The 13694-nt window shown below is 59.4% G+C and carries 23 protein-coding genes; 7 read left to right on the top strand and 16 right to left on the bottom strand.

Features of this window, described 5'->3' with window-relative positions:
- Positions 1-4 precede the first annotated feature (4 nt).
- The 6 genes from V7714_RS14380 to V7714_RS14405 all read left to right on the top strand — a co-directional run bounded on the left by V7714_RS14380 (position 5) and on the right by V7714_RS14405 (position 4354).
- A complete protein-coding gene (locus V7714_RS14380; RefSeq protein WP_335710363.1) occupies positions 5-874 on the top strand; it encodes a prepilin peptidase in 870 nt (289 codons plus the stop codon).
- 31 nt (positions 875-905) lie between these two features.
- A complete protein-coding gene (coaE, locus tag V7714_RS14385; protein WP_335710387.1) occupies positions 906-1520 on the top strand; it encodes a dephospho-CoA kinase in 615 nt (204 codons plus the stop codon).
- Positions 1521-1590: 70 nt separating this feature from the next.
- Complete coding sequence (gene zapD, locus V7714_RS14390) at positions 1591-2349, top strand: cell division protein ZapD (RefSeq protein ID WP_335710364.1); 759 nt, start codon at positions 1591-1593, stop codon at positions 2347-2349.
- Between the two features lie 3 nt (positions 2350-2352).
- Positions 2353-2544 (top strand): DNA gyrase inhibitor YacG, encoded by a 192-nt coding sequence (locus V7714_RS14395; RefSeq protein ID WP_335710365.1) that lies wholly within the window; start codon positions 2353-2355, stop codon positions 2542-2544.
- A gap of 158 nt (positions 2545-2702) precedes the next feature.
- Positions 2703-3458, top strand: coding sequence for a GNAT family N-acetyltransferase (locus tag V7714_RS14400; RefSeq protein WP_335710366.1), 756 nt, complete (start codon positions 2703-2705; stop codon positions 3456-3458).
- A 77-nt stretch (positions 3459-3535) separates the two neighbouring features.
- The gene (locus V7714_RS14405; RefSeq protein ID WP_335710367.1) at positions 3536-4354 is read left to right on the top strand and encodes a lysophospholipid acyltransferase family protein; all 819 of its coding nucleotides are present in this window, start codon (positions 3536-3538) and stop codon (positions 4352-4354) included.
- Here V7714_RS14405 and V7714_RS14410 read toward each other — a convergent pair.
- Positions 4338-5162, bottom strand: coding sequence for a symmetrical bis(5'-nucleosyl)-tetraphosphatase (locus tag V7714_RS14410; protein WP_335710368.1), 825 nt, complete (start codon positions 5160-5162; stop codon positions 4338-4340). The two genes, V7714_RS14405 and V7714_RS14410, sit on opposite strands and share 17 nt — an antisense overlap.
- Positions 5163-5267: 105 nt before the next feature.
- On the opposite strand from V7714_RS14410, the gene V7714_RS14415 reads away from it, so the two are divergent.
- Positions 5268-6170, top strand: a complete 903-nt coding sequence (locus V7714_RS14415; RefSeq protein WP_335710369.1) for an HDOD domain-containing protein — start codon at positions 5268-5270, stop codon at positions 6168-6170.
- 81 nt (positions 6171-6251) lie between these two features.
- On the opposite strand, the gene rplQ is transcribed toward V7714_RS14415, so the two are convergent.
- The 15 genes from rplQ to rpsN all read right to left on the bottom strand — a co-directional run bounded on the left by rplQ (position 6252) and on the right by rpsN (position 13690).
- Positions 6252-6641, bottom strand: coding sequence for a 50S ribosomal protein L17 (gene rplQ, locus V7714_RS14420; protein WP_284197192.1), 390 nt, complete (start codon positions 6639-6641; stop codon positions 6252-6254).
- 30 nt (positions 6642-6671) lie between these two features.
- On the bottom strand, positions 6672-7655 hold the full coding sequence (locus tag V7714_RS14425; protein ID WP_284197191.1) for a DNA-directed RNA polymerase subunit alpha: 984 nt from the start codon (positions 7653-7655) through the stop codon (positions 6672-6674).
- 52 nt (positions 7656-7707) lie between these two features.
- Positions 7708-8328 carry a 30S ribosomal protein S4 gene (gene rpsD / locus V7714_RS14430; protein ID WP_284197190.1) on the bottom strand — a complete coding sequence of 207 codons (621 nt, stop codon included), beginning with the start codon at positions 8326-8328 and terminating at the stop codon, positions 7708-7710.
- A gap of 15 nt (positions 8329-8343) precedes the next feature.
- Positions 8344-8736 (bottom strand): 30S ribosomal protein S11, encoded by a 393-nt coding sequence (gene rpsK, locus V7714_RS14435; protein WP_072428309.1) that lies wholly within the window; start codon positions 8734-8736, stop codon positions 8344-8346.
- 17 nt (positions 8737-8753) lie between these two features.
- On the bottom strand, positions 8754-9116 hold the full coding sequence (rpsM, locus tag V7714_RS14440) for a 30S ribosomal protein S13 (protein ID WP_284197189.1): 363 nt from the start codon (positions 9114-9116) through the stop codon (positions 8754-8756).
- A 70-nt stretch (positions 9117-9186) separates the two neighbouring features.
- Positions 9187-9300 (bottom strand): 50S ribosomal protein L36, encoded by a 114-nt coding sequence (gene rpmJ, locus V7714_RS14445; protein WP_072428311.1) that lies wholly within the window; start codon positions 9298-9300, stop codon positions 9187-9189.
- Between the two features lie 28 nt (positions 9301-9328).
- The gene (gene infA, locus V7714_RS14450) at positions 9329-9547 is read right to left on the bottom strand and encodes a translation initiation factor IF-1 (RefSeq protein WP_284197188.1); all 219 of its coding nucleotides are present in this window, start codon (positions 9545-9547) and stop codon (positions 9329-9331) included.
- Positions 9548-9586: 39 nt separating this feature from the next.
- Positions 9587-10888 carry a preprotein translocase subunit SecY gene (gene secY / locus V7714_RS14455; RefSeq protein WP_290332333.1) on the bottom strand — a complete coding sequence of 434 codons (1302 nt, stop codon included), beginning with the start codon at positions 10886-10888 and terminating at the stop codon, positions 9587-9589.
- Positions 10889-10924: 36 nt separating this feature from the next.
- On the bottom strand, positions 10925-11359 hold the full coding sequence (rplO, locus tag V7714_RS14460) for a 50S ribosomal protein L15 (protein WP_335710370.1): 435 nt from the start codon (positions 11357-11359) through the stop codon (positions 10925-10927).
- Positions 11360-11542 (bottom strand): 50S ribosomal protein L30, encoded by a 183-nt coding sequence (gene rpmD, locus V7714_RS14465; RefSeq protein ID WP_284197185.1) that lies wholly within the window; start codon positions 11540-11542, stop codon positions 11360-11362.
- On the bottom strand, positions 11535-12056 hold the full coding sequence (rpsE, locus tag V7714_RS14470; protein ID WP_284197184.1) for a 30S ribosomal protein S5: 522 nt from the start codon (positions 12054-12056) through the stop codon (positions 11535-11537). The genes rpmD and rpsE overlap by 8 nt, the downstream gene beginning before the upstream one ends.
- A 9-nt stretch (positions 12057-12065) precedes the next feature.
- Positions 12066-12419 carry a 50S ribosomal protein L18 gene (rplR, locus tag V7714_RS14475; RefSeq protein WP_284197183.1) on the bottom strand — a complete coding sequence of 118 codons (354 nt, stop codon included), beginning with the start codon at positions 12417-12419 and terminating at the stop codon, positions 12066-12068.
- 14 nt (positions 12420-12433) lie between these two features.
- Complete coding sequence (rplF, locus tag V7714_RS14480; RefSeq protein WP_284197182.1) at positions 12434-12967, bottom strand: 50S ribosomal protein L6; 534 nt, start codon at positions 12965-12967, stop codon at positions 12434-12436.
- A 10-nt stretch (positions 12968-12977) separates the two neighbouring features.
- Entirely contained in the window at positions 12978-13373 is a 396-nt protein-coding gene (gene rpsH, locus V7714_RS14485; RefSeq protein ID WP_284197181.1) for a 30S ribosomal protein S8, read from the bottom strand.
- An 11-nt stretch (positions 13374-13384) separates the two neighbouring features.
- On the bottom strand, positions 13385-13690 hold the full coding sequence (rpsN, locus tag V7714_RS14490; protein WP_284197180.1) for a 30S ribosomal protein S14: 306 nt from the start codon (positions 13688-13690) through the stop codon (positions 13385-13387).
- Between the last annotated feature and the right edge of the window lie 4 nt (positions 13691-13694).

Consider the following 13694-nt stretch of genomic DNA (forward strand, 5'->3'; position numbering starts at 1 on the left):
TGCGATGACGCTACTCAACCTCGCTGGCATTGAGCCGGCGTTCTTCATTGTTTTCTCGCTATGCCTGGGCCTGATCGTAGGCAGCTTTCTGAACGTGGTGATCCATCGCCTGCCCAAGATGATGGAGAGCGAATTCCGTCACGAATGCGCGGTCATCGACCTGCCCGAAGACGCCGAAGAGCCCGCCAGGCCACGCTACAACCTGGCGGTACCTCGCTCAGCCTGCCCAGGCTGTGGCGCCCTTATCACCGCCCGCGACAATATCCCTGTGCTCTCCTGGCTATGGTTGCGCGGCCGCTGCCGGCACTGCCAGACAGCCATCAGCCCGCGCTATCCGCTGGTGGAGCTGACGACCGGCCTGCTCACTGCCGCAATGGCCTGGCACTTTGGCCCCTCCCTGCTGGCGGTGGGCGCCATCTTGCTAGTGTGGTTCCTGGTAGCCCTGTTCTGCATCGATGCCGACACCTATCTGTTGCCCGATAGCCTGACCCTGCCCCTGCTCTGGCTGGGCCTGCTGTTCAACCTGAACGGCATCTTCGTTCCCCTGCAGGATGCCGTCGTCGGTGCCATGGCCGGCTATCTGCTGCTCTGGCTGGTCTACTGGGCCTTCAAGCTGGTCACCAGCAAGGACGGCATGGGCTATGGCGACTTCAAGCTGCTGGCGGCCCTGGGCGCCTGGATGGGCTGGCAGTGCCTGCCTGTCATCATCCTCATGTCGTCGGTAGCCGGTGCCATCATAGGCATCAGCCTGACCCTGCTGGCGCGGCGCGGCTGGGGCAAGCCCCTGCCTTTCGGTCCCTACCTGGCCATAGCCGGCCTCGCCACCCTGTTTTGGGGGCCGCAGCTGCAAAGACTGATCTGGGGCAGTTACTGATGCCTCGCCCGCCGGAGCCCCTCTCTTGCGCGTGATAGGCCTGACCGGTGGCATAGGGTCCGGCAAATCCGCCGTGGCCCAGGCTTTCCAGGCGCTGGGCGTGCCCTTGGTCGATACCGACGAGATCGCCCATCGCCTGAGCCAGCCCGGGCAGCCAGGTGCCGCCTGCGTAGCACAGCTGTTCGGATCGGATTACCTAACACCAGACGGTGCCATCGACCGCCCCATGCTAAGGCAGGCCATCTTCAGCAATCCCCAGGCCAAGGCCAGGCTGGAGGCCGCCTTCCACCCACTGATACGCCAGACCGCACTAGCCGATCTGGCCGGCCTGCCCACCACCACGCCCTATTGCCTGCTGGCCGTCCCCCTGCTGTTCGAGACGGGTGCCTATGCCAGTACCATCACGCGTGCCCTGGTGGTCGATGTTCCCGAGGCCCTGCAGATCTCGCGCGTGATGCGCCGCAGCCAACTCAGCGAAGCCGATGTCAGGGCCATCATGGCCGGCCAGATGAGCCGCAGCGAACGTTTGGCACGGGCCGATGATGTGATCACCAACGACGGCGACCTCGCGCAACTCGCGGATAAAGTTAAGGTTTTACATAAGAAGTATCTGCAAGCACCTGAATCGGAACCCGATTCAGCTTAATCGTTTGTAAAAATGGGGCGAATCTTGCACAATCGAGCGCTAATACAGGCCTAACCACTCCACGCCCAACGTGATCAGCTACGAATTCCCCGTCAACGAACGTATCCGCACCTTGCTGCGGCTGGAGGATTTGTACGACCGTGCCGCCTTCTTTGCCGGTCGCGATCACCCCCTGGAGCATCACGCCTCCCTGCTGTGCCTGTTCGAAATCATGGAAGTGGCCGGCCGCGCCGATCTGAAATCCGATCTGCTGCAGGAGCTGGACCGCCAACGCCAGACACTGGAAGGACTGCGCGACAATCCGCAGATTTCCGAAGAGGCGCTGGATATGGTACTGGCCGATATCGAGCATACCCATGGCCGCCTGCTGGAACCCACCGGCAAGTTCGCCCAGCACCTGCGCGAGAATGAGTGGCTGATGGCCATCAAGCAGCGCTCCGGCATCCCCGGTGGCGTTTGCGAGTTCGACCTGCCCTCCTACCACTACTGGCAACAAAAGCCGGTAGAAGAGCGGCGTCACGAACTGGGGGGCTGGCTAGGCCCCATGCTGCCCATCAAGGACGGCATAGACATCGTGCTGCGGATATTGCGCAACAGCGCCAAGGTGGTACCCCTGGTGGCCCGCAATGGTGCCTTCCAGCAGATGTCGGGCGGCAAGCTGGTGCAGCTGCTCAAGGTAACACTGGCCTCCGATGTCCCCTACGTTCCCGAACTCTCAGCCAACAAATACGCCATCAATGTGCGTTTCGTCACGCCTGCAGCCGGCTCCGACCGCCCCAGGCAGTGCGATCACGATATCGACTTCGTCCTGGCCTTCTGCAACCTCTGATCCATGTCCCAACGTCAAGTCCCCTGCCCGTGTTGCGGCAAGCTCAGTCCATGGTCCACCGAGAATCCCTGGCGTCCTTTTTGCAGCGAACGCTGCAAGCAGATAGACCTGGGCCTATGGGCTGCCGAGCAGTACCGTGTTGCAGGCAGCCCGGTAGATCCGCTAGCCGACGACGGTAGCGACAACCGCACCTAAGAGCCTATTCACGATTTTGTCACCCGGCGTTCCGGCCATTGCCGGCAGCGGCCGAGGTTACACCGGTAAGAAATCCTTCATTCCACGGTCACCTGACCGTCATGGCAGCACTCTAAGTTTGTTCCTGAGACCACGAACAGACCTGGAGCCCCAGCGCCATGCTGCATATCGAACTGCACCCCACCACCCCGGCCCGGCCCAAGCTCAGCGTCAGCCTGGCCAGCAGCGACAGCGATGTACGTGCAGCGCAGGCCTTGCGCTACAAGGTGTTTGGCGAAGAAATGGGCGCGCGGCTCAACAGCCGCCATAGCGGCCTGGACGTAGACCTGTTCGACCCCTGGTGCGAACACCTGCTGGTACGGGACGAAGCCAGCAACGAAGTCGTCGGCACCTATCGCATCCTACCCCCCCACCAAGCCAAGGCACTAGGCAGCTACTATTCCGAAACCGAGTTCGACCTGACCCGCTTCCAGCACATACGCAGCAGCATGGTTGAAGTGGGCCGCTCCTGCGTACATCCTGACTACCGCACCGGCGCCACCATCACCCTGCTCTGGGCGGGCCTGGCCGACTACATGAGCCGCCACGGCTATGAATACCTGGTCGGCTGCGCCAGCATCAGCATGGCGGACGGCGGGCATGCCGCCGCCAGCATCTATCGGGAGCTGAGCAAGAAATCCATGTCACCGGTGGAGTGGCGCGCCCATCCACGCTGCCCGCTGCCCCTGGATGCACTCGATGATGCCGTGCCGGCCGAGATCCCGCCGCTGATCAAGGGCTATATGCGTGTGGGGGCCTATATCTGCGGCCTGCCGGCATGGGACCCGGACTTCAACACCGCCGATCTGCTGATCCTGCTGCCCATGAGCCGGATGAATAACCGTTACGCCCGCCACTTCATCGCCACCGAATGAGCGGGGTGCTGCCCAGTATCAGCGCACGGTTTGCTGACAAGCCGCTGCTCGCGACATTACACTCGCGGCTTGTCACCATGAAAACACCGCGACTACTACGCGCGTGGCGTTCCGCCCGCCTCTTCCTGCATCTGCTGCTTGGCCTGACCGAGGTTGCCCTGCTGTTCAAGCGCAGGGACGCCGCCAGCCGGGCGCGCGCCATCGCGCGCTGGTCTCGGCGCCTGTGCCAGATACTGGACATAGAGGTGGAAGCCCGCGGCGATCACCCTGAGCTGGTGCCCACCAATACAGTGCTGGTAGCCAACCACGTGTCCTGGCTGGATATCTTCGTCATGAACGCGGTCTGCCCATCCCGCTTCGTGGCCAAATCCGAAGTACGCCGCTGGCCCCTGATAGGCTGGCTATGCCATCGAACCGGCACCCTGTTCGTGGCCCGCGAACGCCGCCATGACACCGTGCGGGTCAATCGTCAGATAGCCCATGCGCTCAGCAGCGGCGATTGCATCGCGGTCTTCCCCGAAGGCAGTACCACCCATGGCCTGGATGTCGCCAGCTTCAATGCTTCACTGCTGCAGCCCGCCATAGAAGCGGGTGCCCGCCTGCAGCCCATTGCCCTGCGCTACTACGATCAGCATGGCCTGCGCAGCACTGCCGCCGCCTATGTGGGGGAAATGAGCCTGATCGAGTCCATGGGCCTATTGCTGGCGGAACCGCGCATGCGTGTCACGCTCGATTACCTGCCCATCCTGGCCGCCCAGGAATATGGTCGGCGAGAGCTGGCGCAGCTGGCACAGCAACGCATCGCCGAGCGGGTGCGTAGCGATATCGAGCTGGTCATCACCACATCCGAGCCCGTGCAACCCGCCAATGGGAACAACATCACCCCCAGTCGCTAGAGCGGGGTTGGCGTGACGGCACCTGAAACACCTGCCTATCCTCCAACCGCACACCAGCCAGGCTGCCGCCCCAGACACAGCCGGTATCCAGCGCGATGACATCCGGCCGCAGCATCAAGCCCAAGGCCGACCAATGGCCGCTAACAATACAGACATCCTGCTGCTGCCGATCAGGCGAATCAAACCAGGCATGCAGGTGGCCTGGCGCATCGTCCAGCTCCCCCTTGAAATCCAGATCCAAGGCGCCTGCGTCCGTCAGCAGACGCATGCGGGTGCAGACATTCACCACCAGTCGCAGCCTGTCCATGCCGACCAAGCACTCATCCCACCGACTGGGTTGATTGCCATACATCTGCCCCAGGAATTCCTTATAAGCCGGCGAGGCCAGCATCGCCTCAACCTCCGCCGACAAAGTCACAGCCTGTTGTGCTGTCCACTCGGGCAGCAAGCCCGCATGGACAAACAAATACCCACCGTATCGCCGCACCAGCGGCTGACACCGCAGCCAATCCAACAACAAGGGCGCATCAGCCGCCGCCAGCACCTCGCCCAGGGTATCCCTACCCTTCTGCTTCGCCAGCCCCGCCTGCACCGCCAGCAGGTGCAGATCATGGTTGCCGAGTACGATATCGACGCTGTCCCGGTGCTGGTACACCCAGCGCAACACCGCCAGTGAGTCCGGCCCACGATTGACCAGATCGCCCACCAGGAACAACCGGTCACTACCCGGCTGAAACGCCATGGCGGCCAGCAAATCCAGAAACTCCTGATAACAACCCTGCAGGTCGCCTATTGCATAGCTGGCCATGGTGAGCTCGATAAGGGTAAGCCGACGATTATAGTGATATCGGCAGCTTACGTGCTGGGCTGGCTATCGCAGGCAGCGAGCACTAGACTCATGCGAGGAGGACAGATGATAGAGCACCCCTTAGCCAGCATTGATGCCTGGACACGCTTCTTCGAAGCCAGCACCTTCCCCATACTCGCCCGCAGCAAGGCCGAGCTGGTCAAGCTGGTGGAGAAAGGCGAGGACGCTACGGTGCTGGATCTGGCCGCCGTCGCACACCACGACGCCCTGCTGGCACTCAAGATACTGCGCTATCTGCAGCGGCACCGCTCCGCCCAGCAACTGACCGATGTCACCACGGTGGAACGGGTGATCCTCATGGTGGGCGTCGACCCCCTGCTACGCGCCTTTGTCGAGTCCGACACGGTTGAGCACATGCTGCAGGGGCACCCTCAAGGCCTGAAGCAGGTCCTGCGGGTACTCCAAAGGGCCTTCCACGCTGCCATCAGCGCCGAGCTCTGGGCCAGCCACCGGCACGACATTGACGGCGGCGAAGTGGGCACCGCCGCCTTGCTGCGTGATATCGCCGAAGTACTGGTGGGCTGCTTCGCCCCCAAGCTGCTGCTACGGATACGCGCCATGCAACAGCTGGATAAGCGCCTGCGTAGCCAACAGGCGCAAAAGACCGTGCTGGGCTTCCCATTTATCGAGTTGCAGCTGGCGTTGATAGAAGCCTGGCACCTGCCCCCGATATTGAAGATGCTGATGGACGAAGGCCACGCTGAACACCCCAGGGTGCGTACCGTCACCACCGCCGTCGCCTATGCCCGCCATAGTGCCAATGGCTGGAACGACGAGGCTCTTCCTGACGACTACCAGGCTGTCGCCGACCTGGCCGGCATGGGTTACGACAAGGCGCAGCACCTGTGCCACGAAGCCAGCCGCAAAGCCCAGAAGAGCTGGGACTGGTTTGGCGATGATCCAGCCCAGCCACCACCACCCATACAGATCGCCGCGCACCCAAGCTAACGCCGCCACGACATCAAATGCGGCACGCCAAACGTAAAAAAGCCAACCCTAAGGTTGGCTTTTCCATTGGAACACTGCGGTTTAGGCAGCTTCCACGACTTCAGCAACTTCCGGACGGTCCAGCAGTTCGACCAATGCCATAGGAGCATTGTCGCCCTGACGGAAACCGTACTTCAGAATGCGCAGGTAGCCGCCGTTACGGTTCTTGTAGCGTGGGCCCAGCACGTCGAACAGCTTCAGGGTCAGCTCACGATCGCGGGTGCGGTCGAAGGCCAGACGCAGGTTGGCGACGGTGCGCTCCTGCTTGCCCAAAGTGATCAGCGGCTCAGCCACGCGACGCAGTTCCTTTGCCTTAGGCAGCGTCGTCTTGATGACTTCGTGCTTCAGCAGTGCGTTGGCCAGGTTGCGCAGCATCGCCAGACGATGGCTCGTCGTGCGATTCAGTTTGCGGTTACTTTGACGATGACGCATGGTGTTTATCCCTTGTCTTTCCAGCCTGGATTACGGCTTTTCCAGGCCGACCGGCGGCCAGTTTTCCAGCTTCATGCCGAGCGTCAGACCCTTGGAGGCCAGCACTTCCTTGATTTCATTCAAGGATTTGCGACCCAGGTTCGGGGTCTTCAGCAGTTCGGTTTCGGTACGCTGGATCAGGTCACCGATGTAATAGATGTTTTCAGCCTTCAGGCAGTTCGCCGAACGCACGGTCAATTCCAGATCGTCAACCGGGCGGAGCAGGATCGGGTCGACCTGCGGCGCACGAGGCGCCTCAGGTTCGACTTCAGTGCTCTTCAGGTCAGCGAACACGGCCAGCTGCTCGACCAGGACGCGGGCGGCAAAACGAACCGCTTCTTCCGGATCGATGGCACCGTTCGTTTCGATCTCCATCACCAGCTTGTCGAGGTCGGTACGCTGCTCAACACGAGCGCTCTCAACCGCGTAGCTGACGCGACGTATCGGGCTGAACGACGCATCCAGCAGGATGGAACCGATGTTACGGCCCTCTTCCTTATCCAGACGCACGACAGCCGGCTGGTAGCCGCGGCCCTTCTCAACCTTGATCTCCATGGCGAGCTTGCCGCCAGCAGAGAGGTTGGCAATCACGTGATCAGGGTTGACGATCTCGACGTCGTGAGGGACTTCGATATCGCTGGCCTTAACAACGCCTTCGCCATCCTTCTTCAGGGTCAGCAGGGCTTCACCACGGCCGTGCAGCTTGAGCACCACACCCTTGAGGTTCAAGAGGATATCAACGACATCCTCCTGAACACCGTCAAGTGCCGAGTACTCATGCAACACGCCTTCGATCTTAACTTCGGTCGGCGCATAGCCGGGCATCGACGACAGCAGGATACGGCGCAACGCATTGCCGAGCGTATGGCCGTAGCCACGCTCAAACGGCTCCATCACGACACGCGCCTGGGTAGACGACGATGCCTGCACATCGATGATGCGCGGTTTCAGCAAGTCATTCGCGTTGCTTTGCATAAACAATCAATCCCTTTATCGAAACGAGCGACGATCCGTATTTACGGTTCGATTACTTCGAGTAGAACTCGACGACGAGCTGCTCGTTGATGTCGCTGGACAGGTCGCTGCGTTCTGGGGCGCTCTTGTAAACGCCTTCCATCTTCTTGCCATCGACACTAACCCAGCCGGGGAAACCGATCTGCTCAGCCAGCGCGAGCGCTTCCTGAATACGAACCTGCTTCTTCGACTTGTCGCGAACAGACACCACATCGCCAGCCTTGACCTGGTAGGAGGCGATATTCACCACCACACCATTCACGGTGATCGACTTGTGGCTGACCAGCTGACGAGCTTCCGAGCGGGTCGAGCCGAAGCCCATGCGGTACACAACGTTGTCGAGACGCGCTTCCAGGATCTTCAACAGGTTTTCACCAGTCGAGCCCTTACGGCGGGAAGCTTCTTCAAAATAACGGCGGAACTGACGCTCAAGAACGCCGTAGATACGGCGGATCTTTTGCTTCTCACGCAGTTGCACACCAAAACCTGACAGACGGGGCTGCTTAGCACCGTGTTGACCAGGCTTACTATCCAGCTTGCACTTGCTGTCCAGAGCGCGACGTGCGCTCTTCAGGAACAGATCTGTGCCTTCGCGGCGCGAAAGTTTACATTTCGGTCCGATATAACGTGCCATCTCGGGTCTCCGGAATTAGATACGACGCTTTTTCGGCGGACGACAGCCGTTGTGCGGTACGGGGGTAACGTCGGAAATGCTGGTGATCTTGAAACCCAGCGCATTCAACGCACGCACAGCGGAGTCACGGCCTGGGCCGGGTCCCTTGATGCGGACTTCGAGGTTCTTGACGCCATATTCCTGGGCAACTTTACCAGCATGCTCCGCTGCCACCTGGGCGGCGAATGGTGTACTTTTCCGAGAGCCCTTGAAACCAGCACCGCCCGAGGTAGCCCAGGAGAGAGCATTTCCTTGGCGATCAGTGATGGTCACGATCGTGTTGTTGAAGGAAGCGTGCACGTGCACGATGCCTTCCGACACGACCTTTTTGACTTTCTTCCGTACACGCACTGTGTTTGCTTTAGCCATTGCTATTCCTTAAGTGCTTACTTCTTCCCTGCGATCGACTTACGCGGGCCCTTGCGGGTACGCGCGTTCGTGCGGGTGCGCTGACCACGCGCGGGCAAGCCCTTGCGATGGCGCAGACCACGGTAACAACCGAGGTCCATCAGACGCTTGATGTTCATCGTAATCTCACGACGGAGGTCACCCTCAACCGTGAACTTGCCGACTTCCTCGCGCAGCTTGTCCATCTCTGCATCGGTCAGGTCCTTGATCTTGCGATCAGCAGGTACTGAAGCGATGGCACAGATGGCCTTAGCGCGAGTCTGTCCGATCCCGTAAATGGCTTGCAGGCCAATGACGGTATGCTGATGATTGGGTATGTTTACCCCAGCAATACGGGCCATTCTCGTTACCCCAGATGTAAAAAGTTGCGGATTCTAGCACCAAACGCCAGCCGACGGCAACTGACGCGGCTTAACCTTGACGTTGTTTGTGCCGCGGATCCGTGCAGATCACACGCACAACGCGGTTGCGGCGTATGACTTTGCAGTTACGGCATATTTTCTTGACCGAAGCTTGAACTCGCATCGCTCTATCCTTTCAATGAAAAACCGCGTCACTTCGAGCGGAAGACTATGCGGGCACGGGATAGATCGTAGGGCGTCAGCTCCACGGTCACCTTATCGCCAGGCAGAATACGGATATAGTGCATCCGCATCTTGCCGGAGATATGGCCCAGTACCACATGACCATTTTCCAGTTTCACGCGAAAAGTCGCGTTGGGAAGGTTCTCCAGAACCTCCCCTTGCATCTGAATAACGTCTTCCTTCGACATGACTCGTTCGGGTTATCTATCGTTAGTCACAGGTTCGTATCAGCCAGCCTTGAAGTTCGCCTTCTTCAGCAAACTCTCGTACTGGTGAGACAGCAGATACGACTGGACCTGTGCCATGAAGTCCATCGTTACCACCACCACGATCAACAGTGAAGTACCGCCGAAATAGAACGGCAGGTTCCACTGCAGGAGCAGGAACTCCGGAATCAGGCAGATGATGCTGATGTAGATCGCACCGATCAGCGTCAGACGCAGAATCACACGCTCAATATACTTTGCGGTCTGTTCACCCGGGCGTATGCCAGGAATGTACGCACCGCTCTTCTTCAGGTTCTCGGCCGTTTCCTTGGGATTGAAGACCAAGGCGGTGTAGAAGTAGCAGAAGAAGATGATGGCAGCTGCATAAAGCATCACATACAGCGGCTGACCAGGATGCAACATGGAGCCGACCGGCTTCAACCAAGAGAAGAAGCTGGACTCGCCACCCCAGGACATCAGGGTAGCTGGGAACAATATGATGCTCGAAGCAAAAATCGGCGGTATGACACCAGCCATGTTCAGCTTGAGTGGCAGATGGGTATTCTGACCCTGCATCACGCGGTTGCCCACCTGACGCTTGGCATAGCTCACCAGCACCTTGCGCTGACCACGTTCCACAAACACCACGGCAGCGGTCAGCAAGACCACGCCGGCACCCAGGGCTAACACCAGCAGTACAGGCAGCGCACCTTGGTTGGCCAGCTCCAGGGTCTGACCTATGGATGCCGGTATGCCAGAGGCAATACCCGCAAAGATCAGGATGGAGATACCGTTACCCAGGCCACGCTCGGTGATCTGCTCACCCAGCCACATCAAAAACATCGTGCCGGTCACCAGGGTCAGCACGGTAGTGAAGTAGAACTCCGCACCACTGACACCAGGTACAACCAACTGAGAATTGAGCGCCCAACTTGCCGCACCGAAGCTTTGTGCAACAGCGATAACCACGGTCAGATAACGCGTGTACTGCGTGATCTTGCGACGACCTGCCTCACCCTCCTTCTTCAATTCCTTCAGCTTGGGCACGACTTCCGAACCCAGCTGAACGACGATAGAAGCGGAGATATACGGCATGATGCCGATGGTAAACACCGTTGCCCTGGACAAGGCACCGCCCGAGAACATGTTGAACATGTTCAGCAGCCCAGCCCCGCTCTGCGACATGTCGAAGAGCTTGGCCAAGGCTATCGGATCAATACCTGGTATAGGGATATGCGCACCGATGCGATAAACGATCAAAGCACCTATGAGGAACAAGATTCGTTTTTTCAGATCTGCATACTTGCTTGCAGTACTGGCCATCGCAGGATTTGCCACGTAGTCGCCCTATCTCAAGCTTTATTCGACAATGCTGCCGCCGGCGGCTTCCAGAGCAGCACGGGCGCCAGCAGTTGCCGACACACCACGCAGCTTGACAGCCTTCTCCACCTTACCAGCCAGGATCAGCTTGGCAGCCTTGGCACCTTGCGGTACCAGGCCAGCCTGCTTCAACACCAGCAAGTCAGCTTCTTCAACCGGCAGCTTGTTCAGGTCGTCCAGACGCAGCTCAACCGTGTGACCCTTGGTCAACGACTTGAAACCACGCTTAGGCAGGCGACGTTGCAAAGGCATTTGACCGCCTTCGAAGCCTACCTTGTGGAAACCACCCGAACGCGACTTCTGACCCTTGTGACCACGGCCACAAGTCTTGCCCAGGCCAGAGCCTATGCCGCGGCCTACACGTTTGGAAGCGTGCTTGGCACCATCAGCGGGCTTGATCGTATTCAGTTCCATTTAGCCCTCGCTTTTCAGCAGATAGCTGATCTTGTTGATCATGCCGCGGTTTTCCGGGGTATCGATCACTTCCACCGTTTGGCGAATGCGACGCAGACCCAGACCACGAGCGCACGCCTTGTGCGCTTCGAGACGGCCAATCAGGCTCTTGACGAGCGTTACCTTGATCTTGGAATTAGCCATTTGCCTCGGCCCCCAGGATGTCCTCGATGGCCTTACCGCGCTTGGCAGCAACTTCAGCCGGGCTGCGCAGCTTGGACAAACCGTCCAGGGTGGCACGCACGAGGTTGTAAGGATTGGTAGAACCGTGGCACTTGGCCGAGATGTTGGTCACGCCCATCACCTCGAACACAGCGCGCATCGGACCACCGGCCTTGATACCAGCGCCTTCAGCGGCAGGCTGCATGAACACGGTGGTAGCACCGTGCTTGCCAACGACTGCGTGCTGAACGGTACCGTTCTTCAAGCTGATCTTCACCAGCTTGCGGCGGGCTTCTTCCATTGCCTTTTGCACAGCCACGGGCACTTCTTTCGACTTGCCCTTGCCCATGCCAATACGGCCATCACCGTCACCGACCACGGTCAGTGCGGCGAAACCCATGATCCGGCCACCCTTCACCACCTTGGTGACGCGGTTGACGCTGATCATCTTCTCCCGCAGGCCGTCGCCGCGATCTTCGATTTCTGACTTCGCCATGATTACTCCTTAGAATTCGAGGCCGGCTTCACGAGCGGCGTCGGCCAAAGCCTTGACGCGGCCATGGTAATGGAAGCCCGAGCGGTCGAAGGCAACGGCGCTTACGCCGGCAGCCTTCGCCTTTTCGGCGATACGCTTACCAACAGCAGCTGCAGCAGCGATGTTGCCACCGTTAGCGATGTCCTTACGGACATCCACTTCCAGGGTCGACGCGCTGGCCAGCACCTTACCGCCGGTCTCATCAATGACCTGGGCGTAGATATGGCTGTTAGTGCGATGAACCGAAAGGCGCACCACTTTCAAGCCGGCAATGCGGGCACGGGTTTTGCGGGCCCTGCGCAAGCGAGTTTCGTTCTTGTCCATGATTTCAGCCTCGATTACTTCTTCTTGGTTTCTTTCAGGACCACCACTTCGTCGCTATAACGTACACCCTTGCCCTTATAGGGCTCTGGAGCACGGTATGCGCGAATCTCGGCGGCAACCTGACCAACCTGTTGCTTGTCGACACCCTTCAGGAGGATCTCGGTCTGCGTCGGGGTTTCCACCTTCACACCAGCCGGCATCTTGTGCGCGACAGGGTGAGAGAAACCCAGCGTCAGATTGAGAACTTCACCTTGAGCCTGGGCACGATAACCCACGCCCACCAGGTTGAGCTTGCGCTCAAAGCCCTTGGAGACGCCGGTTACCATGTTGTTCAGCAGAGCACGCATCGTGCCGGACATGGCGCGGGAGTGCTTGCTTTCATCAACTGCCTTGAAGACCAGAGCGTTGTTTTCGACAGCGATCTCGACAGCGCTATCCAGAGGACGCGATGCGGTACCGAGCGGGCCCTTAACAACAATCTCACCACCGGCCATCTTGACTTCAACGCCGGCAGGCAGAACGACTGGATTTTTAGCTACGCGGGACATGTTCTACTCCTTACGCCACGAAGCAGAGCAGCTCGCCACCGATACCCTGGGCGCGTGCTTTGCGGTCAGTCATCACACCCATGGAGGTGGAGACAATGGCGATACCGAGGCCGTTCATGACCTTGGGGATATCGTTCACGCCCTTGTAGATACGCAGACCAGGCTTCGAAACGCGGTCGATGCGCTCGATAACCGGACGGCCGGCGTAGTACTTCAACTCGATATCGAGCTGGGGCTTCTTTTCATCGCCGGTCACGGCGAAGTTTTCGATATAACCTTCATCCTTCAGCACGGTAGCGATGGCTACCTTGATCTTGGAGGAGGGCATCGTTACCGACGGCTTGTCCGCACGCTGAGCGTTACGGATGCGGGTCAGCATATCGGCGATGGGATCATGCATACTCATTCGTGATCTCCTTACCAGCTGGCCTTGACAACACCGGGGATCTCACCACGCATGGCGATCTCACGGAGCTTGTTACGGCCGAGGCCGAACTTGCGGAACACACCACGCGGACGACCGGTAACCGAACAACGGTTACGCAGACGGGTCGGGTTGGCGTTGCGCGGCAGGGCCTGGAGTTTCAGGCGGGCGGCGAAGCGCTCTTCGTCGCTCAGGTTCTGGTCGTTGATGATTGCCAGCAGCTGTTCGCGCTTGGCGGCAAACTTCGCCACCAGCTTTTCGCGCTTCTCTTGACGGTTGATCAAAGCGAGTTTAGCCATGGCA

The sequence above is a fragment of the Chitinimonas sp. JJ19 genome (genome assembly GCF_036961565.1).
Taxonomy (GTDB): domain Bacteria; phylum Pseudomonadota; class Gammaproteobacteria; order Burkholderiales; family Chitinimonadaceae; genus Chitinimonas.